The following is a 19,164-nucleotide window of genomic DNA, read 5'->3' as shown; positions in this document are numbered from 1 at the left end:
CCCGGGGGCCGACCGCCGGTCGGCCCCCGGACTCCGCCCTCGCGCAGCATCCAGGAGACGAGAGACATGACCATCACCGAGGCCCCGCGTCGCGACGACGCGGCCCCGCCGCAGACGAAGCCGCCCCGCCGACGTTCGGCCCTGCGCCGACGCAACGCCCTGATCGGCTGGAGCTTCATCCTGCCGAACTTCATCGGATTCGGGTTCCTCACCCTGCTCCCGGTGCTGATCCTCTTCTACATGGCGTTCACGAACTGGAACGTCTTCGGGAAGGCCGACTGGGTCGGCATCGCGAACTTTCAGCGCCTCCTCGGCGACGGCAGCTTCCACATCGCGTTCTGGAACACCATCTACTACTCGGTGATGCACATCCCGCTGACGATCGTCGTGTCGCTCGGGCTCGCGCTGCTGCTCAACAACAAGCTGCGCGGTGTCGCGTTCTTCCGCACCGCCGCCTTCTTCCCCTACATCACCTCGATCGTCGCGATCGCCGTGGTGTGGAACCTGCTCTTCAGCCCTGACTACGGCCCCATCAACGAGGTGCTGCGGGCACTCGGCATCGCGCAGCCGCCCGGGTGGCTCACGTCGTCGGAGTGGGCGATGCCCGCCGTCGTGATCGTCAGCACCTGGCGTGACATGGGCTACTACATGATCCTCTTCCTCGCGGGCCTGCAGACGGTGCCGCGCGAGCTGCATGAAGCGGCGCGCGTCGACGGTGCGAACGTGTGGCAGCGGTTCACGAACGTCACGCTGCCGTCGCTGCGGCCGACGATGTTCTTCGTCACGGTGATGCTCACCATCAACTCCTTCAAGATCTTCGACCTGATCCTCGTGATGACCGACGGCGGGCCGGGGCAGTCGACCCTGGTGCTGTCGCAGTTCATCTACAAGAAGGGCTTCGAGGAGTCGCAGTTCGGCTACGCATCCGCCGCCGCGGTGGCGCTGTTCTTCCTCTGCATCCTCGTCACCATCGGCCAGTTCCTCTGGAACAGGAAGCGGAGCGCATGATGACCGAGACACAGGTACTCGTCACCGGAGGGCCGCTGCGCAAGCTCAGCGCCCCCGTCCCCGCCGGCCGTGCGCGCTCGAAGATCACGATCGGCCGCACCTTCGGATACATCGCGCTCGTCATCGCGGCGATCGGCCTGCTCGCCCCCTTCTTCTGGATGGTGATGAGCTCGCTCAAGAACGCCAACGAGGTGTTCTCGGTGCCGGTCGTGTGGGTGCCCGAGACGTTCGTGTGGCAGAACTACATCGACATCTGGACGAAGTCGAACATGCTGGTGTGGATCCGCAACACCCTGTTCCTCGCCGTCAGCGTGACGTTCCTGCAGGTGCTCACCGGGTCTTTCGCCGCCTACGGCTTCGCCCGCATGAAGTTCGCCGGCCGCGACATCCTCTTCCTCGCCTACATCGGCACGATCGCGGTGCCGTGGCAGTCGTACATGATCCCGCAGTTCATCCTGCTGTCGAATCTCAAGGTGTCGAACACGCTGTGGTCGATCATCCTGCTGCAGGCGTTCGGCGCCTTCGGTGTCTTCCTGATGAAGCAGTACTACGAGACGATCCCCGAGGAGCTCAGCGAGGCCGCGCGCCTCGACGGCCTCAGCGAATACGCCATCTGGCGGCGCATCATGCTCCCGCTGTCGATCCCGGCGATCGCCAGCCTCACGCTGCTCACCTTCGTGAACACCTGGAACGACTACCTCGGGCCGCTCATCTATCTGCGCAACCCCGACCTGTGGACGATCCAGCTCGGGCTCAAGAGCTTCGTGTCGAACCTCTTCGACACGAACTACGCGCTGCTGTTCGCCGGGCTCACGATCTCGGTCGTGCCCATCGCGATCGTCTTCCTGCTCGGGCAGAAGTACTTCGTCGAGGGCATCGCCACCAGCGGACTGAAAGGCTGACCGATGAAGCGCATCTCTCACGACGCGTGGGCCACGATCCTCGGCGTCGTCTATCTGGGACTCATGGTGAACTTCCTCGTGCTCGTCACGGCATCGCCTCTCGTGGTGCTGCTCATGACCACCGATCCCGTGCTGTCGTGGCCGCTGCTGGCGCTCGCCGCGCCGCTGGCCGCGCCGGCCCTCACGGGCGCGTTCACCGCGTTCCGCGAGTTCGGTCGCGGTGAGCCTCAGGTGGTGCGATCGTTCCTGCGGGGGTGGAGGACGACGGCGGCCAAGGGCATGCTGATCGGCGCGATCGCCTCGGCATCCGTCGTGGTGCTGCTGGTCGACGTGCGGGCGGTGAGCGCGTCGCCCGCGTCGGTCATGATCGTGCCGGCGCTCGCCCTTCTCGCCGTGATCGCGGTGTCGACGACTCTCGTGGCACTCGTGGCCCTGGCCGAGGAGCCGGGCGCGCGGATGCGCGACATTGTCAAGGCCGCGCTGTATCTGTGCGTGCGACGGTGGTACCTCACCGCGCTGTCGCTCGTCGTGCTCGGCGTGCAGTTCGGGCTCTTCACCACGATGCCGGCGATCGCGATCGGCCTCACCTGCGCGCCCGCACTGTATGTGGCATGGGCGAACAGCCGGTACACGCTTCGACCCGTTCTCGACCTCGAGACCGTGCGCGACGCCGACGCCGTGCGTGAGCCCGTGGGGGTGCGCGCGTGACGGTTCGTACGGCGATGAGCCCCGAGGTCTTCGATCTGCTCTTCGACGACGCGCGTCTGGCTCGCCTGCGCGCGCTGTGCCCCTCCTCACCACGCGGGATCGACGAAGAGGACATCTCCGACACCGAGATCCTGCTCACCTCATGGGGAGCCCCTCGCCTCGACGCGCCGCTGCTCGATCGGATGCCGCGGCTGCGCGCCGTCGTGCACGCGGCCGGCAGCGTGCAGCAGCTCGTGTCGGACGAACTGTGGGAACGCGGGATCACCGTGACCTCGGCCGCCGACGCCAACGCGGTGCCGGTTGCCGAGTACACGTTCGCGACGATCATCCTCGCCTTCAAGCGGGCCTTCGTGCACATGCGCTCGCCGGCGACCGTGCTGGAGTGGCGCGATCTGGTCGGCTCGACGCGATACGGCAGCGTCGGGCGCACCGTCGGGATCGTCGGCTTCTCGCGCATCGGACGCAGAGTCGTGCGGATGCTGGGGCAGCTCGACGGCATCCGGATCCTGGTGGTCGATCCGTTCGTCTCGCAGCAGACCGTGGCGCAGGCAGGGGCCGAGCTGGTGTCGCTCGACGACATGCTCGGCCAGGTCGACGTGCTGTCGCTGCATGCGCCCGCCCTGCCCGAGACCCGGCACATGATCGGGGCGGCCGAGCTCGCGGCGCTGCGCGACGGCGCGACCGTGATCAACACCGCCCGCGGGTGGATCCTCGACCACGACGCCCTGCTCGTCGAGTGCGCGTCGGGGCGGCTGGATGCCGTGCTCGACGTGACCGAGCCTGATCCGCTGCCCGTCGACGCCCCCCTGCGCCGGCTGCCGAACGTCGCCCTGACGCCGCACATCGCGGGGTCCATGGGCAGCGAGGCGCGGCGGCTCGCGGATTCGGCGCTGAACGATGTCGAGGCGCTGTTGCGGGGCGGAGTGCCCTCGCAGGTGATCACGCGGCGTGACATGGAGATGAGCGCCTGAGTGCCTGTGCGGATGCGGAGGCGCATCCGCATCTGCATCCGGCGATGGAAACGGCCGTGCCGCAGGAGAACGCTTTCCGTCCCTGCTTGCGAACCGCCCCGCAGCATGGCATGCTAACGGAAAGCGCTTACCCGCTAGGGTGAGCGAAAGGTTTCCCCGCAGAGCATGCGGGATCTGAGAGAAGAGAACGGACCAGCAATGTCACAGGCGACAACCCGCGAGATCGGGATCATCATGAACGGCGTCTCGGGACGCATGGGCTACCGCCAGCACCTCGTGCGGTCGATCCTCGCGATCCGCGACGAGGGCGGCATCGAACTGCCCGACGGATCCCGCATCACGGTCAAGCCGCTGCTGGTCGGCCGCAATGAGGCCAAGCTCGCCGAGCTCGCCGCCAAGCACGGCATCGAGGACTACACGACCGATCTCGACGCGGCTCTCGCGGACCCGAAGTGGGAGATCTACGCCGACTTCCTCGTGACCAAGGCCCGTGCTTCGGCCCTTCGCAAGGCGATCGCCGCCGGCAAGGCGATCTACACCGAGAAGCCCACGGCCGAGTCGCTCGACGAGGCCCTCGAGCTCGCGCGCCTCGCCGACGAGGCGGGCGTCAAGACCGGCGTCGTGCACGACAAGCTCTACCTGCCGGGTCTGCAGAAGCTCAAGCGCCTGATCGACTCGGGTTTCTTCGGCCGCATCCTGTCGGTGCGCGGCGAGTTCGGCTACTGGGTCTTCGAGGGCGACTGGCAGCCTGCGCAGCGCCCGAGCTGGAACTACCGCACGGAAGACGGCGGCGGAATCATCGTCGACATGTTCCCGCACTGGAACTACGTGCTCGAGAACCTGTTCGGCGAGGTCAAGAGCGTCTACGCGCAGGCCGCCGTGCACATCGCCGACCGCTGGGACGAGAACGGCGAGCACTACACCGCCACCGCCGAAGACGCGGCATACGGCATCTTCGAGATCGAGGGGGGCATCATCGCCGAGATCAACTCCAGCTGGACCGTGCGCGTCAACCGCGATGAGCTCGTCGAGTTCCAGGTCGACGGCACGCACGGATCGGCCGTCGTGGGTCTGTTCGGCGCAAAGATCCAGCCGCGCAATGCCACGCCGAAGCCGGTATGGAACCCCGACCTCGAAGACACGCACGACTACGACGCCGACTGGCAGAACGTGCCCACGAACGAGGTCTTCCTCAACGGCTTCCGCCAGCAGTGGGAAGAGTACCTGGTCTCGTTCGTCGAGGGCACGAAGTACCCGTTCGACCTGCTCTCCGGCGCGCGCGGCGTGCAGTTCGCCGAGGCCGGTCTGACCTCCAGCGCCGAGGGCCGCAAGGTCTCCCTGTCGCCGCTGACGCTGGGCTGAGCATGTCGACTCTCCGACTTCTCGACGCCGTGGGTGCGGTGACGGATGCCGAGCTGCGCGAGGGCGGCGGGTACTCCCGTCCGACCTCGCCGCTGCAGAGCCGTGTCGCCTACGCCGCAGCCCACGTCGTGCCGAAGGTGCACGCCGACAACACCCCGGGGCAGCCCGCCGACATCGACTGGGACTCGACGCTCGCGTTCCGCCGCAACGTGTACTCGTGGGGTCTCGGCGTCGCCGACGCCATGGACACCGCGCAGCGCAACATGGGGCTGGATGCCGCCGCGACCCGTGAGCTCATCTCGCGCAGCGCCGAGGTGGCCCGCGAAGAGGGCGGCTCGGTCGTGGTCGGCGTCAACACCGATCACGTCGCCGAGTCGCACATCTCGCTCGACCAGGTGATCGACGCCTACAAGGAGCAGCTGCACTTCACCGAGGAGCAGGGGGCGGGTCCGGTGCTGATGGCCTCGCGTCACCTGGCCCGCGTCGCGGAGAGCGCCGACGACTACCGTCGCGTCTACCGCGAGGTGCTCGAATCGGCCACGGTGCCGGTCGTGCTGCACTGGCTCGGAACGGCCTTCGACCCCGAGCTCGCCGGCTACTTCGGAGCGGATGACTGGCAGACGGCATCCGCTGTGCTGCTCGATGTGATCGCTGAGCAGCCCGACAAGATCGCCGGCGTCAAGATGAGCCTGCTGAACGCCGAGTCCGAGATCTCGGTGCGCGAGCGGCTGCCCCAGGGCGTGCGCATGTTCACCGGAGACGATTTCAACTACGTCGGTCTCATCGGCGGCGACACCACCCGGTCGTTGAGCGAGGAGCGGAGCACCGAGACGAAACGCACCCATTCCGACGCGCTGCTCGGGGCGTTCGCCGCGATCACGCCGGTGGCCTCCGCAGCGATCCAGGCGCTGGACGCCGGAGACCACGCGCGTTACCTCGAGATCCTCGGTCCGACCGAAGAACTCAGCCGTCAGGTGTTCGCCGCGCCGACGTTCTACTACAAGACGGGCGTCGCGTTCCTCGCCTGGCTCAACGGACACCAGCCCGCGTTCCAGATGGTCGGCGGGCTCCATTCGGCGCGGAGCCTTCCGCACCTCAGCCGTATCGTCGAGCTGGCGAACGCGTCGCTCGCGCTCGAGGATCCCGAGCTCGCCCGCGAGCGCTGGCACGGGATGCTGCGCCTGAACGGACTCGACGCATGACCGCCCCGGATCCGCGCCTGTCGATCAACCAGGCCACGATCAAGCACGCCGACCTCGAGACCGCGCTGCGGGTGACGGCGGATGCCGGCATCCAGGCGATCGGTCTGTGGCGCGAGCCCGTGAACGAGGTCGGTCTCGATGTCGCCGCGCGCATGCTCGCGGACTCGGGACTGCGTTTCACGACCCACTGCCGCGGCGGCTTCTTCACCCTGCCGGACGGACCCGAGCGCGTCGCCGCGCTCGACGACAACCGCCGCGCGATCGAGGAGACCGCGACGCTCGCCGCCGCCGGTGCCGACGGGTCGACCGCCGTGCTCGTGCTCGTCGCCGGCGGCATCCCCGCGGGCTCGCGCGATCTGATCGGTGCGCGCGAGCGCGTGCGCGACGCGATCGGGGTGCTCGCGACCGACGCGAAGGCCGCGGGCGTCACGCTGGCGATCGAGCCGCTGCATCCGATGTACGCCTCGGACCGCGCGGTCGTCTCGACCCTCGGACAGGCGCTCGACATCGCGTCCGACTTCGACGCCGACGTGGTCGGTGCGGCGGTCGACACCTTCCACATCTGGTGGGACCCGCAGGTGCTCGAGCAGATCGCCCGTGCGGGCCGCGAGGGGCGCATCGCGACGTATCAGGTGTGCGACTGGAAGACCCCGCTCGCCGCGGACGTGCTGCTGTCGCGGCACTACACCGGCGACGGCGTGATCGACTTCGGCTCGCTCACCCGAGCCGTGATCGAGACCGGGTACGACCGCGACATTGAGGTCGAGATCTTCAACGCCGACATCTGGGCGGACGCTCCCGAGAACGTCGTGCGCCGCACGGCGGAGACCTTCGGGGCAGCGGTCTCGCCGCACCTGCGCTGACGGCTTTCGGTCGCTCCGGCATCCGCGCGGGATATCGGCTGGTCGGTGAAAGTCCGCCGACCCCTGAGAGGATGACTGCATGACGAAGATCAGGCCCGGCCTCTGTTCGGTGACCTTCCGTTCGCTCGATGCCGAAGAGGTCATCGGGCTCGCGGCAGAGGCCCAGCTCGAGGTCATCGAGTGGGGCGGAGACGTGCACGTGCCCGCGGGCGACATCGAACGCGCGGCGCAGGTGGCGACCGAGACGTCGGATGCCGGGATGATCTCGTGCTCGTACGGCTCGTACTTCCGTGCCGGAGCCGACGAATCGCTCACGCCGATCCTCGACAGTGCGGAGGCGCTCGGGGTCGACAGGGTGCGCATCTGGGCCGGGCACCTCGGCTCGACCGAGGCGTCCGACGAGCAGTGGGCCGAGATCGTCGCCCGGTTGCGAGACGCGGCGGCAGAGGCGGATGCTCGGGCCATCGGCCTCGCTCTCGAGTTCCACTCGGGCACGCTCGCCGATACCGCGCCGACGACCCTGCGACTGCTCGCCGAGGTCGATCATCCGGCCCTCAGCACCTACTGGCAGCCGACGGTCGGGGCCAGCGTCGAGACCGTGCTCGCCGAGTACCGCGCGCTCGCCGCGTACGCCACCGCCGCGCATGTCTTCTCGTGGTGGCCGGCGCAGGAGCGGCTGCCGCTCCGGGCCCGGGATGCGCTGTGGACGCGATTCTTCTCGGAGGCGACCGGAGCGTCGGCCGGCTCGGCGAGCCAGGTGCCGACAGACGCACCGGCGTCCGGGGTGCGGGATGCGCTGCTCGAGTTCGTGCCGGGCGACGATCCCGCGGTGCTGAAGACCGAGGCGGCGGCGCTGCGCGCCTACCTCTCGCTCTAGGCCGCCATGATGCTCGCCCACCGTCGACTCTCGACGTCGTCGTGCTTCCGGAGCTCGAGCCCTCGCCGCAGTAAGCTCAGGGCATGAGCCAGCCGGAAAGCCCTTCCCGCGTGCGCCAGCCGCGTCACGCGCGGGGCGCCGCCCCGACCCTGCACGACGTGGCCCGTGAGGCCGGTGTCTCCCTCGCGACGGCATCACGCGTCCTCAACGGATCCGAGCGCAAGGTCGCGGAGTCCTTCCGCGAACGCGTCGAGCTGGCCGCCGCAGAACTCGGCTACACGGCCAACGTGTCGGCGCAGGCGACCGCGCGCGGGACCTCTCCCGTGATCGCGCTGCTCGTGGCCGACATCGCCGACCCGTACTTCGGTCTCATCGCTGCGGGCGTCGCCCGGGGCGCCGACGAGCAGGGCCTCGTCGTGACGATCGCGATCACCGAACGAGACCCCGCGCGTGAGGCGCGCATCGTCAGGGCCTTGCGCGGGCAACGTCCGCAAGGGCTGATCCTCGCCGCATCCCGCACGACGCAGCCCGCCGACTCCGACACGACGCGCGAGCTGGCCGAGTTCGCCCGATTCGGCGGCCGCGTCGTGACGTTCGGCGCGGGCAGCGCTGCGAATCGGCACGTCGAGATCGACAACCGCGCAGGCTCCGAACTGCTGGGCCGGCGCATGGCGGCACTCGGCTATCGGTCGGCCCTCGCGATCGCCGCGGCCGAGGGTGTGCTGACGTCCGACGAGCGTCTCGCCGGATTCCGGGCGGGCTTCGAAGCGGGCGGCGGGTCTCTCGAGCGCGTGATCCGCGGCGACTTCCGTCGCGAGTCGGGCGTGCAGGCGATGGCATCCGCTCTCGCCGACGGTGTCGAACCGGGCACTCTCGTGTTCGGCATGAGCGACGTCGTCGCGATCGGCGCCATGGCCGCGATCCGCGAGGCAGGACGTGAGGTCGGCGCCGACATCGCGGTGTGCGGCTTCGACGACGTGCCCTCGAGCAGTGACGTCACCCCGGCGCTCACGACCGTGCACGTGCCGCTGAGCGAGGTCGGGTACCAGGCCTTCCGTGCGACGGTCGACGCCGACTGGCAGCAGGCCACGCTGCCGCTGGAGGTCGTGGTGCGGGCGAGCACGCCGGGCGTGCAGCGATGACCACAGTGGTCCTCGCGCCTGACAGCTTCAAGGGCACGATCACGGCGGCGGATGCGGCCGCATCGCTCGCCGAGGGGTGGGCATCAGTCGACCCGACCGCCACGTTCGTGCACCGGCCGATGGCCGACGGCGGAGAGGGCACCGTCGCGGCGTTCGAGGCCGCGGTGCCCGGAGCGCGTCGGGTTGCGGTGACCGTCGACGGCCCCGCAGGCTCGCGCATCGAGACGAGCTGGCTGCTGCTCCCGTCGACGACGGATGCTCCCGGAGGAACCGCGGTCGTCGACCTGGCCTCGACCTCGGGCATCGAGCTGCTCGACGAGCTGCGGCCCTGGGATGCCGATACCACCGGCTTCGGCCAGGCGATCGCCGCGGCGCTCGACCACGGCGTCTCCCGTCTCGTGGTCGGCATCGGGTCGAGCGCGTCGACCGACGGCGGCACCGGGATGCTGACGGTCCTGGGTGCACGGTTCTTCGACGCCTCTGGCATTCCGGTCGCGCGGGGGGCACGCGGACTGCTCGACATCGCGTCCGTCGATCTGACCGGACTGCGCGCGGTCCCGGACGTGCGGGTGCTCACCGACGTGACGAACCCGCTCGTCGGGCCGCGCGGTGCGGCGGCGGTGTTCGGCCCGCAGAAGGGCCTCGCCGGCGACGACATCACTCGGGTGGATGCCGCGTTCGCGCACCTCGCCGGGCTGCTGGCGCTCGATCCGGCTCTCGCCGGCACCGGGGCCGCAGGAGGCACGGGCGCAGCGCTGGTCGTGTGGGGTGCGACGCTCGCCCCGGGAGCGGCCGAGGTCGCCGAACTCATCGGGCTTGCGGATGCGATCGCCGACGCCGACGTCGTCATCACGGGCGAGGGCTCGTACGACGGTCAGTCGGGCGACGGCAAGGTGCCCTCGTTCATCGCGGGCCTCGCGTCTGCGGCGGGGGCGACCGCACTGCTCGCAGCAGGACGCATCACCGACGACTCCGACACGGCGCTGTTCACCGCATCCGCCTCGTTGACCGCGCTCGCCGGTTCGTCCGCGGCCGCACTCGCGGAGCCCGCGCGCTGGTTGCGCCATGCCGGGGCGCTGCTCGCCCGGTCGGTCTGACCCGCCGCACCCCGCACGCACTCTGCCCCCGCACGGAGGACGTACGGGGGCAGATGTCAGCCGACAGGTCGGATCAGGCGCCGAGTGCCGCCGACACCACGGCGCGTGCTTCGGCCTGCACCTCGGCGAGGTGCTCGGGGCCGCGCAGGCTCTCGGCATACAGCTTGTAGACGTCTTCCGTGCCCGACGGGCGCGCGGCGAACCATGCGTGCTCGGTCTGCACCTTGAGGCCGCCGATCGCGGCACCGTTACCGGGGGCGTTCGACAGCTTGGCGGTGATCTCCTCGCCGGCGAGAGAGGTCGCCGAGACGGCATCCGGAGCGAGCTTGCCCAGCGTCGCCTTCTGCGCGGGCGTCGCCGGGGCGTCGACGCGCTGGTAGGCCGACGACCCGAAGGCCTGCTCGAGCTCGGCGTAGCGCTCCGACGGTGTCTTGCCGGTCACGGCGATGATCTCGGCCGCGAGCAGGCACAGCAGGATGCCGTCCTTGTCGGTCGACCAGACTGTGCCGTCCTTGCGGAGGAATGATGCCCCTGCCGACTCCTCGCCGCCGAACGCGACGGATCCGTCGAGCAGACCGGGAACGAACCACTTGAATCCCACGGGCACCTCGAGCAGGCGGCGTCCGAGCGACTCGGCGACGCGGTCGATGATCATCGACGACACGAGGGTCTTGCCGATCGCGGCGTCGCGCGGCCACTCGGACCGGTGCGAGAACAGGTAGTCGATCGCGACGGCGAGGTAGTGGTTCGGGTTCATGAGCCCGGCGTCGGGGGTGACGATGCCGTGGCGATCCGCATCCGCATCGTTGCCGGTCAGCACGTCGTAGTCGCCCTTCTTGGCGACCAGCGAGGCCATGGCCGACGGCGACGACGGATCCATGCGGATCTTCTCGTCCCAGTCGAGCGTCATGAAGCGCCAGGTCGGGTCGACCTCGGGGTTCACGACGGTCAGGTCGAGGTCGTAGACGTCTTTGATGAGCGCCCAGTACTCGACGGATGCTCCGCCGAGGGGGTCGGCTCCGATGCGCACCCCGGCGGTGCGGATCGCATCGATGTCGATGATCGTCGCGAGGTCGCGCACGTACGCGTCTCGGAAGTCGTAGCCGGGGAGGGCGTCCCAGTCGATGTCGGCGAAACGCTCGCGCTTGACGTCGACGAGGCCGCCGGCGATCAGCTCGTTGGCGCGATCGGCGATCCAGCCGGTCGCGTCGGTGTCGGCCGGTCCGCCGTGCGGCGGGTTGTACTTGAAGCCGCCGTCACGCGGCGGGTTGTGCGACGGGGTGACGACGATGCCGTCGGCGCGGCCCGCGGCATCCGGTGCCAGGTCGCGGTTGAAGGTGAGGATCGCGTGGCTGAGCGCGGGCGTCGGCACCCAGGCATCGCGCGAGTCGACGCGCACGTCGACGCCGTTGGCGACCAGCACCTCGATGGCGCTGCGCTCGGCGGGCAGCGACAGGGCGTGGGTGTCGCGACCGAGGAAGAGCGGGCCGGTGATGCCCTGGCTTGCGCGGTAGTCGACGATCGCCTGGGTGGTGGCCAGGATGTGGTTCTCGTTGAAGCTGTTCGAGAGCGAAGAGCCCCGGTGGCCGCTCGTGCCGAAGGCGACGCGTTCGGCGGCGACCTCGGGATTCGGGATGCGGTCGTAGTAGGCGGCGATCAGCTCGTCGACATCGATCAGATCGGATTCTTCGGCGGGAAGGCCGGCACGGCTCGTCATGCACACAGTCTGCCCCCATCTCGGCATCCGCGCATCTTCTGTCCCCAGCCGGTGCCCTAAGGTGAAACGCGTGACTGAACGCCGCACCTACAGCTACCTCGGCCCCGCCGGAACGTTCACCGAGGCGGCACTCGACCAGGTCGCCGAGGCTCGCGGGCAGGAGCGACGCGCGGTGCACAACGTCGGTGAGGCGCTCGCCGACGTGCTCGAGGGGCGCAGCGACGCCGCGATGATCGCGATCGAGAACTCGGTCGAGGGCGGCGTCTCGACCACGCAGGACGCTCTGGCCACCATCCCCGGACTGCGGATCATCGGCGAGTATCTCGTGCGGGTGAACTTCGTGCTGGTGGCGCCGCGGGGCACGACCCTCGACGACGTGCAGGTGATCGCCGCGCACCCCGTCGCCTACGCGCAGTGCCACGGCTGGCTCGGTGCGAATCTGCCCTCTCACTCGCACGTGCCCGCGGCGAGCAACGTCGCCTCGGCGATCGGCGTGCTCGACGGCTCGCTGCCCGCGCAGGCGGCCATCGCCGCTCCCGGCGTCGTGAAGCACCTCGACGTCGACGTGCTCGCCACGGACATCGGTGACAACGTCCAGGCCGTCACGCGCTTCGTGCTCGTCACCCGCACCACCACGGCCCCGGCTCCCACCGGCGCGGACAAGACCTCGCTGATCGTCGAGCTGCCGAACGACCATCCCGGTTCGCTGCTCGAGATGCTGGAGCAGTTCTCGACCCGTGGCATCAACCTCTCGCTGATCCAGTCGCGGCCGATCGGAGACGAGCTCGGCAGGTACCGCTTCGTGATCGACGCCGACGGGCACATCGAGCACGAGCGCATGGCAGACGCGCTGCTCGGCATCCGCCGGTTCAGCCCGCGCGTGGTGTTCCTCGGGTCGTACCCGCGCGCCGATCGGCAGATCGTGCAGTACCCCGAGCGATACGACGACGATGTGTTCGTCGAGGCGCGCGATTGGCTGCGCGGCATCGTGAGCGGCGCACCCGAGGCCTGACCGCATCGGACGCCCGGTGCCGGACCACGGTGGCTGACCGCGCTGACCTGCATGAGCGCCCGCGTGGACTCGGGCACCGCAGTGACCCGTGACCGCACGATCGAGGACCGATCATTGCGGCCGAAGGATCGTGAGAACGTCAGGAATCCTCGCCGCGACCGTGCCAGGACTCGGCGAGCGCGGTGATGGCTGCGACCGCCGCGGCGGTGTCTTCGCGACTGCCGCCGGCTCGCCCCGCGGCGAGCCCGGCGAGGTAGGCGCTGAGCGGGGCGGCAGGGCGTGCGACGCCGTGCGCGACATCGCGGGCGAGATCGAGCAGCAGCGCGACGTCGACCACGTCGCGATCGATCCCGAGCGCTGTGCAGACGGCTGTCGTCCAGTCGTCCAGCGCGTCGACCGGAAGGTGCTGCGGCGTGTCGGTCATGTCGTCTCCTCATCTGGCGCGCTGTCTCGTGGGGGCCTCGATGCCGAGGCCCGGGCGCGCTCTCGCTCGAGATCGTCCCATGTGTCGATGTCCGCCACCATGTCCCCGGCGGGCATGGCGGTGAGGGTGAGGGGCGCGAGCAGCGACCGCATCGATGCGTCGCGGCCGTCGTCGGGCAGCGCCGCGGCAGACGCGCGGAGAGCTGCGGTGCGGTAGCGGCCGGTCAGCCACTGCATCCGCCCTGCGTCGTCGGTCAGGCAGACGCCGTCGAGGTCGTCTTCGTGATCCGTGCCGCCGACGAGGGGCGGATGCCGCCGCAGCAACGCGACGGCGTCTTCGGCGTTCGGCAGATCGGCAGCCAGCAGCACGACCTCGGCGGTGTCGACGAGGGCCAGCCCCGCGACGATGCCCGCGACCGGACCCCCGTACGCCGGAGCCTCGCGGGTCCAGACGACGCGGTCGTGGGTCGGGGTCTGCGGGCCGACGACGATGAGGGGACTGTATCCGTCGACGGCCGCGACGGCGCGGTCGAGCAGCGTGCGGCCGCCGACGTCGAGCAGCGGCTTGGCGGCACCGTCGAGCCGGGACGCCCGCCCGCCCGCGAGGATGATCGCGGCGGTCGCGGGTGTCGGGGGTGTCGGGGCTGTCGGGGGTGTTGCAGGTGGCTCGGTCATGAGAGCAGCATCACGTCGACGAGGTCGCCTGCCGAGACGGCCGACACTTCGGCGGGCACGACCGCGTAGGCATCCGCTCGGGCGAGTCCTGCGGCGAGGTGCGCGCCGGGCGACCCGTCTGCGGCTGCCGGACGCACCGACCAGGCGGCGGCATCGGATCGGTCGAGCGTGACCGGCACGTACTGCTGGCGTCCCGTCGGGCTGCGCCACCCCGCCGTGGTCGCGAGGCGGAGCATCGGGCGTTGCAGCGCCGCGCCGTCGTGAAGCGCGAGCAGCGCCGGGCGCACGAACGCCTCGAACGACGCCGCGACACCGGCGGGGTTGCCCGGCAGGCCGAACACGAGCGCGTCGCCGAGGCGTCCGAAGGCCTGCGGCTTGCCCGGCTGCATGGCGACAGCCCCGAACTCGATGCGATCGCGCAGCACGTTCTTGACGACCTCGCGGGCGCCGGCGCTGACTCCGCCGGACGTGACCACGACATCGACGTGGGCCTCGTCGAGCGCGTGGTCGAGGAGGGCGATGAATGCGGCATCCTCATCGGTCACCGTGTCCACCGAGACGACGTCGGCACCCGCCTCTGCGCACAGGGCGGCGAGCAGCACCGAGTTCGACTCGGGGATCTGGCCGCGCGCGAGGTCTGCGCCGGGAGGTGCGAGCTCGCTGCCCGTCGAGATGACCGCGACCCGAGGGCGACGACGCACCTGCACGGTGTCGACGCCCGTGGCCGCGATGGCCGAGAGCTGCAGTGGGCCGAGCACGGTGCCCGCTTCCGCGACGACCGAGCCCGCGCGGAGTTCTTCGCCGCGGCGGCGGATGCGGGCGCCTTCTCGGGGCGGGGCAGTGGTCACGATCGCGGGGGCGTCCCACGCCTGCAGCCCGTCACGGGTGTGCTCGAAGGGTACGACCGCGGTCGCGGTGCGCGGCAGAGGAGCGCCGGTCATGATGCGCGCGGCGACCCCCGCACGAAGCTCGGGTTCTTCGGCCGCACCTGCCGGAAGGTCGGCGATCACCCTGAGCTCGACCGGATGCTGGGCCGTGGCCGCCTCGACGTCGGCGAACAGGACCGCATAACCGTCCATCGCGGAGTTGTCGAACAGCGGAACGTCGAGGCGCGCGTGCACGTCGGCGGCGAGTGTGCGGCCCGCTGCGTGCGCGATCGGCATCGACTCGGCATCCAGCGGCCGAACCGCGGCCAGCACCTTCGCCTGCTGCTCGGCGACCGTACGCATGGTCGATGGCGCGAGGGAGGTGGCGGTTCGCATGCAGTCAGCGTACGACGGTCGCGGGGATGCCCCGCGACCGCGTCGCCCCCTCCACCCCTGCCCTCCCGTTTACCCCTGCCCTCCGTCCGCGAGTCAGTGCTCGCGGAACATCGGCCAGCCGCTGCCCGGCAGCATGTGCGAATGGAGCGCGCCCTTCGCCGATTCCAGGTTCGGGTACGTGCCCGTCGCGGCATCCGAGCCGGCCATGACCACGGTGTACCCCTCGTCGTCATGTCGGATGCTGCCGACGACGCCGTTCGTGCCGTAGGCCACCCAGAGTGCCAGAGTCTTGGTAGTGCTCATCATCGAACCCCTTCCGTTGCTGGTGACGCTACGCCCCGGAGTGCCGGAATACCAGCCCCGGATTCGGGCGCCCGGGATCCGTGCTCCCGCCGCGCTACTGCGTCGATTCGCGCGCCCGCCGTTTTGCGCGGGGCCACTTTCGCACCGGCACGGGGTGGTTTGGATGCGGAAGTGGCCCCGGCTGGTGCATCGGATGCGGAAGTGGCCCCGGCTGGGGGGAGGGGGCAGTAGGGATCAGGGGGAAGTGAGCGTCAACGGCGGGACGCCACCGCGCCCCGGATGCGGTCGAGCAGCATCCGGCCGCCGTCGTCGAGGTCGAGCTGCGTCACGCGGATGATGATCCATCCGTTGTCCTCGAGCTGGCGTTGCCGCTGGATGTCGCGCCGCCACTGATCTCGGCTCGTGCGGTGGCCGTCGCCTTCATACTCGATCGCAATCCTGAGGGAGGGATACGCCAGGTCGCTGCGAGCGAGGAGGATGCCGTTCTCGTGGATCTCGTACTGCACGACGGGTTCAGGAAGACCCGCGGCCACGATGCGCAGCCGCGTCTCCGTCTCCTTCGGCGATTCCACTCCATCTCGGGCGCGGTGCAGCGAGTCACGGATTCGTCGAGACCCGGGGAAACGACCCCAGACCTGCAGGCGTTGTTCGATGTCCGACACCGTGAGCGGTGGACGTCCTGCACGCAGACCGGGATAGTTGTCGGCTGTGCTGATGAGCGCCTCGAGGATGATGACCGCCTGATCATCGGTCAGCATCGCCGCGCACATGAACAGCGCCGCGACCGGATCGATCACCGGGATGCCGTCGATCCGCCACGCATGGGCTCGTCCCTCTGCCAGGCGTCGGCCGGTGACACCGCGGCTGCGGGCCCGGGCTGACCCCGTCGCCACAACCACGACGATCGGGGCTTCGACGCTCCACTCGCCGGGGTACGGATACCCCCACATCCGCAGCGCGGTCTCGCCGCCGATGAGCTGACCGCGGTGCAGGCGGGGCGCGAAGGCGGCGACCCGCTCGAGCGGCGTGTCCGCTGCAGTGACCGACCGCACGCCGCGGAACGGGCGGTCGAGATCGCGGGCGCCGGCTCGGCCCCGCCCGACCCCCACGGCCGCGGCCTGCGTCACGCTGAAATGACGGCCGAGTTCGTCGGGCAGGGGTATCCGATGGCGCATCCCCTCACGGTCGGTGAGCGCAGCGCGGCCGGGGATTCGTGCTCGGCGGCATCCTGAGAATTGTGGATAAGTCGTGCCTGTGGACAGCGTCTGTGGTGCGTTCCTTCGCCGCGAGCGGGGTCACTTCTGCATCCTTCGCCGCGAGCGGGGTCACTTCTGCATCTCGAAACCGCTTTTCGGATGCGAAAGTGGCCCCGCGTGGCGGAATGGATGCGGCGACCGCGTCTACAGCGCTGCGGCGATGAGTTCGAGCGTCTGTGCGCGGCCGGCGGCAGCATCCCGCGGCTCGGACTCGTACGCACCGGCGACCGGCGACAGCATGACCTCGTCGACGCCGTACTTCTCGGCGAACGCGCGGATCTCGGCGGCGACCGACTCGCCGGTGCCGACGAACCAGCGCGAGCGGGCGGCTTCGACGACCTGGTCGGTCGCGGCATCCGATTCCGCCGCGAGCGCTTCTTCGACGGTCTCGAGGGCGATGAGCGGCTTGTTCAGGCGCAGACGCGACATCATGCGCAGCTGGGGGAGGGCGCGGGCCTCGGCTTCTTCCTGCGTCGGCGAGGCGACCACGTTGATCGTGAGGAACGTGCGCGGCTCGGGGTGCTCTTCGCTCGGCTGATAACCGGTGCGGTAGAGGTCGAGAGCGCGTTCGAGGCCCTGACCCGAGAAGTGGTTCGCGAAGACATAGGGCAGCCCGTGGGATGCGGCGAGCTGCGCCGAATAGTCGCTCGATCCGAGAAGCCAGACCTCGGGGCTGCCGGTGGCCGACGGGGTCGCGTGCACCGTGTACTCGCCGCCCGAGGTGAAGCGCACCGTGGCGCCCTCGCCCGAGATGAGCGCGGCGATGTCCTGCACGTTGCGTGGGAACTGCTCGACGTCGCTGGTGGTGCCCGATCCGCGCAGCAGCTGGGTGATGACGGGGTCGCTGCCGGGGGCGCGGCCGAGGCCGAGGTCGATGCGTCCGGGCGCGATCGCCTCGAGAGCCGCGAACTGCTCGGCGACGATGAGCGGCGCGTGGTTCGGCAGCATGACGCCGCCCGAGCCGAGACGGATCTTCGACGTGCGCATCGCGGCGGCGGCGATCAGCACCGGGGGTGTGGTGGATGCCACGGCCGGCATGTTGTGGTGCTCGGCGAACCAGTAGCGGCGGTAGCCGAGACGGTCGGCGACGGCGGCGAGATCGAGGGAGGAGGAGATCGCCTCGGCACTGGTCTGGCCGGTGCGAACCGGGACGAGGTCGAGGACGGAGAGCGCGGTGGAAGTCATCCCCGAATGCAACGGCAGGGGCGGGCGTGACATTCCCGCCCGCCCCGATCGTTGTCGGTGCGACTCAGGCCGCGACGGGAACGACGGATGCTGACGGAGCGAGCTCCTCCGTCAGTGCGCGGCGCGTGAGGTGATAGCGGATGTGCCAGGCGGCGCTGAAGCTCTGCTCGGGAAGCTGAGCGAGGGCTGCTCGGTCATCGTGGCCGAGGCCGTCACGGGCAGCTTCGCGGAGCAGGTCGTCGCGCGTCGCCGGATACTCCATGCCGCGGAGGAACCGGTCGAGAGCAGAGGAGGTGTGCATGGGAATCGTCCTTTCCGGAGGGAGGAGGGGTGGGCCGAGGAATCCCGGCCCACCCCGCGATTCAGGCGGTGATCGACTGTCGGCTGTCGCTCGACTCGACCTCGATCTTGCGCGGCTTCGCGCGCTCGCTGACCGGGATGATCACCGAGAGCACGCCGCTCTCGTACGAGGCGCTGATCGCGTCGAGGTCGACACCGTCGCCGAGCGTGAATTGGCGCAGGAACGAGCCCGCCCCGCGCTCACGGGCGAGCCAGCGCACGCCTTCGCGGCCGTCGGCCGTGCGCTGGGCGCGGATCGTGAGCTGCCCGCCGTCGAGGTCGACGTCGATCGACCCCGGATCGATGCCGGGGAGGTCGGCGTGCAGGACGTACCTGTCGCCGTCGCGGAAGAGGTCCACCGGCATGAGACGCGGTGCGCGGACGGAGTCCAGCACGCTCGCGGCGAAGCGGTCGAGCTGACTGAACGGATCGAATGACATGGCCATGAGTGTCTCCTTTCGTGTGGCCCGGCTGGGCGCCTCCGGTGCAGATTATCTGCAACCGTTGCTATAGATTTTTTATAGAACAACGCGAGATAGAATGCAAGCCTCATGTGAAGGAGGTGCCGATGAACGATCGCGATCCGAGCATGCCGGTCTACGGCATCGCCGTCGCCGCGCAGCTCAGCGGGGTCCCCGAGGCCAGCCTGCGGCTCTTCGAGGCGAAGGGGCTGGTCACCCCTGCGCGCAGCGACGGGGGCACGCGCCGCTACAGCGACGACGACCTCGAGCGCATCCGCCGGGTGACCGGGCTGCGCGTCGAGGGCATCAACATCGTCGGCATCCGACGCGTGCTCGATCTGGAGGACGAGAACGCCGGGCTCCGCGACGAACTCGCCGACGAGCGCCCGTGACCGAAGC

Annotated in this window: 21 protein-coding genes; 12 read left to right on the top strand and 9 right to left on the bottom strand. The window is 69.9% G+C overall.

The annotated features are described in order from the left end of the window. Nucleotides 1–66 precede the first annotated feature (66 nt). From AC3WS6_RS17605 to AC3WS6_RS17560, 10 genes are all read left to right on the top strand, one after another. Nucleotides 67–1,008, top strand: a complete 942-nt coding sequence (locus AC3WS6_RS17605) for a carbohydrate ABC transporter permease (protein WP_492502303.1) — start codon at nucleotides 67–69, stop codon at nucleotides 1,006–1,008. Then, entirely contained in the window at nucleotides 1,008–1,910 is a 903-nt protein-coding gene (locus tag AC3WS6_RS17600) for a carbohydrate ABC transporter permease (RefSeq protein ID WP_492502302.1), read from the top strand. The genes AC3WS6_RS17605 and AC3WS6_RS17600 overlap by 1 nt, the downstream gene beginning before the upstream one ends. 3 nt (nucleotides 1,911–1,913) lie before the next feature. After that, a complete protein-coding gene (locus AC3WS6_RS17595; protein WP_492502301.1) occupies nucleotides 1,914–2,618 on the top strand; it encodes a DUF624 domain-containing protein in 705 nt (234 codons plus the stop codon). Next, nucleotides 2,615–3,589 carry a hydroxyacid dehydrogenase gene (locus tag AC3WS6_RS17590; protein WP_492502300.1) on the top strand — a complete coding sequence of 325 codons (975 nt, stop codon included), beginning with the start codon at nucleotides 2,615–2,617 and terminating at the stop codon, nucleotides 3,587–3,589. The genes AC3WS6_RS17595 and AC3WS6_RS17590 overlap by 4 nt, the downstream gene beginning before the upstream one ends. Before the next feature lie 198 nt (nucleotides 3,590–3,787). Beyond that, entirely contained in the window at nucleotides 3,788–4,951 is a 1,164-nt protein-coding gene (locus AC3WS6_RS17585; protein ID WP_492502299.1) for a Gfo/Idh/MocA family protein, read from the top strand. Nucleotides 4,952–4,953: 2 nt separating this feature from the next. Further along, nucleotides 4,954–6,153 (top strand): dihydrodipicolinate synthase family protein, encoded by a 1,200-nt coding sequence (locus tag AC3WS6_RS17580; protein ID WP_492502298.1) that lies wholly within the window; start codon nucleotides 4,954–4,956, stop codon nucleotides 6,151–6,153. Beyond that, on the top strand, nucleotides 6,150–7,016 hold the full coding sequence (locus AC3WS6_RS17575; protein ID WP_492502297.1) for a sugar phosphate isomerase/epimerase family protein: 867 nt from the start codon (nucleotides 6,150–6,152) through the stop codon (nucleotides 7,014–7,016). The genes AC3WS6_RS17580 and AC3WS6_RS17575 overlap by 4 nt, the downstream gene beginning before the upstream one ends. Before the next feature lie 79 nt (nucleotides 7,017–7,095). Beyond that, on the top strand, nucleotides 7,096–7,893 hold the full coding sequence (locus AC3WS6_RS17570) for a sugar phosphate isomerase/epimerase family protein (RefSeq protein WP_492502296.1): 798 nt from the start codon (nucleotides 7,096–7,098) through the stop codon (nucleotides 7,891–7,893). Between the two features lie 83 nt (nucleotides 7,894–7,976). Then, nucleotides 7,977–9,035, top strand: a complete 1,059-nt coding sequence (locus AC3WS6_RS17565) for a LacI family DNA-binding transcriptional regulator (protein ID WP_492502295.1) — start codon at nucleotides 7,977–7,979, stop codon at nucleotides 9,033–9,035. Continuing rightward, nucleotides 9,032–10,132, top strand: coding sequence for a glycerate kinase (locus AC3WS6_RS17560; RefSeq protein ID WP_492502294.1), 1,101 nt, complete (start codon nucleotides 9,032–9,034; stop codon nucleotides 10,130–10,132). Before AC3WS6_RS17565 ends, AC3WS6_RS17560 begins: the two co-directional genes overlap by 4 nt. Nucleotides 10,133–10,205: 73 nt before the next feature. Here AC3WS6_RS17560 and pgm read toward each other — a convergent pair whose 3' ends face one another. Then, complete coding sequence (pgm, locus tag AC3WS6_RS17555; RefSeq protein ID WP_492502293.1) at nucleotides 10,206–11,849, bottom strand: phosphoglucomutase (alpha-D-glucose-1,6-bisphosphate-dependent); 1,644 nt, start codon at nucleotides 11,847–11,849, stop codon at nucleotides 10,206–10,208. A 61-nt stretch (nucleotides 11,850–11,910) separates the two neighbouring features. On the opposite strand from pgm, the gene pheA reads away from it, so the two are divergent. After that, nucleotides 11,911–12,861: a prephenate dehydratase gene (gene pheA / locus AC3WS6_RS17550; RefSeq protein WP_492502292.1), complete on the top strand. Its 951-nt coding sequence runs from the start codon at nucleotides 11,911–11,913 to the stop codon at nucleotides 12,859–12,861. A gap of 139 nt (nucleotides 12,862–13,000) precedes the next feature. On the opposite strand, the gene AC3WS6_RS17545 is transcribed toward pheA, so the two are convergent. The 8 genes from AC3WS6_RS17545 to AC3WS6_RS17510 form a co-directional block, all read right to left on the bottom strand. Further along, the gene (locus AC3WS6_RS17545) at nucleotides 13,001–13,285 is read right to left on the bottom strand and encodes a DUF6457 domain-containing protein (RefSeq protein WP_492502291.1); all 285 of its coding nucleotides are present in this window, start codon (nucleotides 13,283–13,285) and stop codon (nucleotides 13,001–13,003) included. Next, nucleotides 13,282–13,959: a molybdenum cofactor guanylyltransferase gene (mobA, locus tag AC3WS6_RS17540; protein WP_492502290.1), complete on the bottom strand. Its 678-nt coding sequence runs from the start codon at nucleotides 13,957–13,959 to the stop codon at nucleotides 13,282–13,284. Before mobA ends, AC3WS6_RS17545 begins: the two co-directional genes overlap by 4 nt. After that, on the bottom strand, nucleotides 13,956–15,221 hold the full coding sequence (locus AC3WS6_RS17535; protein ID WP_492502289.1) for a molybdopterin molybdotransferase MoeA: 1,266 nt from the start codon (nucleotides 15,219–15,221) through the stop codon (nucleotides 13,956–13,958). The genes mobA and AC3WS6_RS17535 overlap by 4 nt, the downstream gene beginning before the upstream one ends. A gap of 93 nt (nucleotides 15,222–15,314) precedes the next feature. Then, nucleotides 15,315–15,524: a methyltransferase gene (locus tag AC3WS6_RS17530; RefSeq protein ID WP_140038123.1), complete on the bottom strand. Its 210-nt coding sequence runs from the start codon at nucleotides 15,522–15,524 to the stop codon at nucleotides 15,315–15,317. 251 nt (nucleotides 15,525–15,775) lie between these two features. Beyond that, nucleotides 15,776–16,699 (bottom strand): putative endonuclease domain-containing protein, encoded by a 924-nt coding sequence (locus AC3WS6_RS17525; RefSeq protein ID WP_492502288.1) that lies wholly within the window; start codon nucleotides 16,697–16,699, stop codon nucleotides 15,776–15,778. Nucleotides 16,700–16,924: 225 nt separating this feature from the next. Then, nucleotides 16,925–17,965, bottom strand: a complete 1,041-nt coding sequence (locus tag AC3WS6_RS17520; RefSeq protein WP_492502287.1) for an LLM class flavin-dependent oxidoreductase — start codon at nucleotides 17,963–17,965, stop codon at nucleotides 16,925–16,927. Nucleotides 17,966–18,029: 64 nt separating this feature from the next. Beyond that, complete coding sequence (locus tag AC3WS6_RS17515; RefSeq protein WP_492502286.1) at nucleotides 18,030–18,266, bottom strand: DUF2795 domain-containing protein; 237 nt, start codon at nucleotides 18,264–18,266, stop codon at nucleotides 18,030–18,032. Between the two features lie 61 nt (nucleotides 18,267–18,327). Then, nucleotides 18,328–18,750: an Hsp20/alpha crystallin family protein gene (locus AC3WS6_RS17510; RefSeq protein ID WP_440737082.1), complete on the bottom strand. Its 423-nt coding sequence runs from the start codon at nucleotides 18,748–18,750 to the stop codon at nucleotides 18,328–18,330. A gap of 122 nt (nucleotides 18,751–18,872) precedes the next feature. Between AC3WS6_RS17510 and AC3WS6_RS17505 the strand changes: the two genes are divergently transcribed. Continuing rightward, nucleotides 18,873–19,157, top strand: coding sequence for a MerR family transcriptional regulator (locus AC3WS6_RS17505; protein ID WP_492502285.1), 285 nt, complete (start codon nucleotides 18,873–18,875; stop codon nucleotides 19,155–19,157). Nucleotides 19,158–19,164 lie beyond the last annotated feature (7 nt).

It is taken from the genome of Microbacterium sp. EB106-03-03-XG65, assembly GCF_058791955.1.
This window is presented reverse-complemented; position numbering and strand designations above follow the sequence as displayed.

Bases quoted from the DNA above. Each gene is read 5' to 3' on its own strand.
- AC3WS6_RS17535 (WP_492502289.1), bottom strand. From the start codon at position 15,221: ATGCGAACCGCCACCTCCCTCGCGCCATCGACCATGCGTACGGTCGCC.
- AC3WS6_RS17600 (WP_492502302.1), top strand. From the start codon at position 1,008: ATGACCGAGACACAGGTACTCGTCACCGGAGGGCCGCTGCGCAAGCTC.
- pgm (WP_492502293.1), bottom strand. From the start codon at position 11,849: ATGACGAGCCGTGCCGGCCTTCCCGCCGAAGAATCCGATCTGATCGAT.
- AC3WS6_RS17575 (WP_492502297.1), top strand. From the start codon at position 6,150: ATGACCGCCCCGGATCCGCGCCTGTCGATCAACCAGGCCACGATCAAG.
- AC3WS6_RS17545 (WP_492502291.1), bottom strand. From the start codon at position 13,285: ATGACCGACACGCCGCAGCACCTTCCGGTCGACGCGCTGGACGACTGG.
- AC3WS6_RS17605 (WP_492502303.1), top strand. From the start codon at position 67: ATGACCATCACCGAGGCCCCGCGTCGCGACGACGCGGCCCCGCCGCAG.
- AC3WS6_RS17525 (WP_492502288.1), bottom strand. From the start codon at position 16,699: ATGCGCCATCGGATACCCCTGCCCGACGAACTCGGCCGTCATTTCAGC.
- AC3WS6_RS17530 (WP_140038123.1), bottom strand. From the start codon at position 15,524: ATGAGCACTACCAAGACTCTGGCACTCTGGGTGGCCTACGGCACGAAC.
- AC3WS6_RS17560 (WP_492502294.1), top strand. From the start codon at position 9,032: ATGACCACAGTGGTCCTCGCGCCTGACAGCTTCAAGGGCACGATCACG.
- AC3WS6_RS17510 (WP_440737082.1), bottom strand. From the start codon at position 18,750: ATGGCCATGTCATTCGATCCGTTCAGTCAGCTCGACCGCTTCGCCGCG.
- AC3WS6_RS17505 (WP_492502285.1), top strand. From the start codon at position 18,873: ATGAACGATCGCGATCCGAGCATGCCGGTCTACGGCATCGCCGTCGCC.
- mobA (WP_492502290.1), bottom strand. From the start codon at position 13,959: ATGACCGAGCCACCTGCAACACCCCCGACAGCCCCGACACCCCCGACA.
- AC3WS6_RS17580 (WP_492502298.1), top strand. From the start codon at position 4,954: ATGTCGACTCTCCGACTTCTCGACGCCGTGGGTGCGGTGACGGATGCC.
- AC3WS6_RS17565 (WP_492502295.1), top strand. From the start codon at position 7,977: ATGAGCCAGCCGGAAAGCCCTTCCCGCGTGCGCCAGCCGCGTCACGCG.
- AC3WS6_RS17585 (WP_492502299.1), top strand. From the start codon at position 3,788: ATGTCACAGGCGACAACCCGCGAGATCGGGATCATCATGAACGGCGTC.
- AC3WS6_RS17515 (WP_492502286.1), bottom strand. From the start codon at position 18,266: ATGCACACCTCCTCTGCTCTCGACCGGTTCCTCCGCGGCATGGAGTAT.
- AC3WS6_RS17570 (WP_492502296.1), top strand. From the start codon at position 7,096: ATGACGAAGATCAGGCCCGGCCTCTGTTCGGTGACCTTCCGTTCGCTC.
- AC3WS6_RS17520 (WP_492502287.1), bottom strand. From the start codon at position 17,965: ATGACTTCCACCGCGCTCTCCGTCCTCGACCTCGTCCCGGTTCGCACC.
- AC3WS6_RS17595 (WP_492502301.1), top strand. From the start codon at position 1,914: ATGAAGCGCATCTCTCACGACGCGTGGGCCACGATCCTCGGCGTCGTC.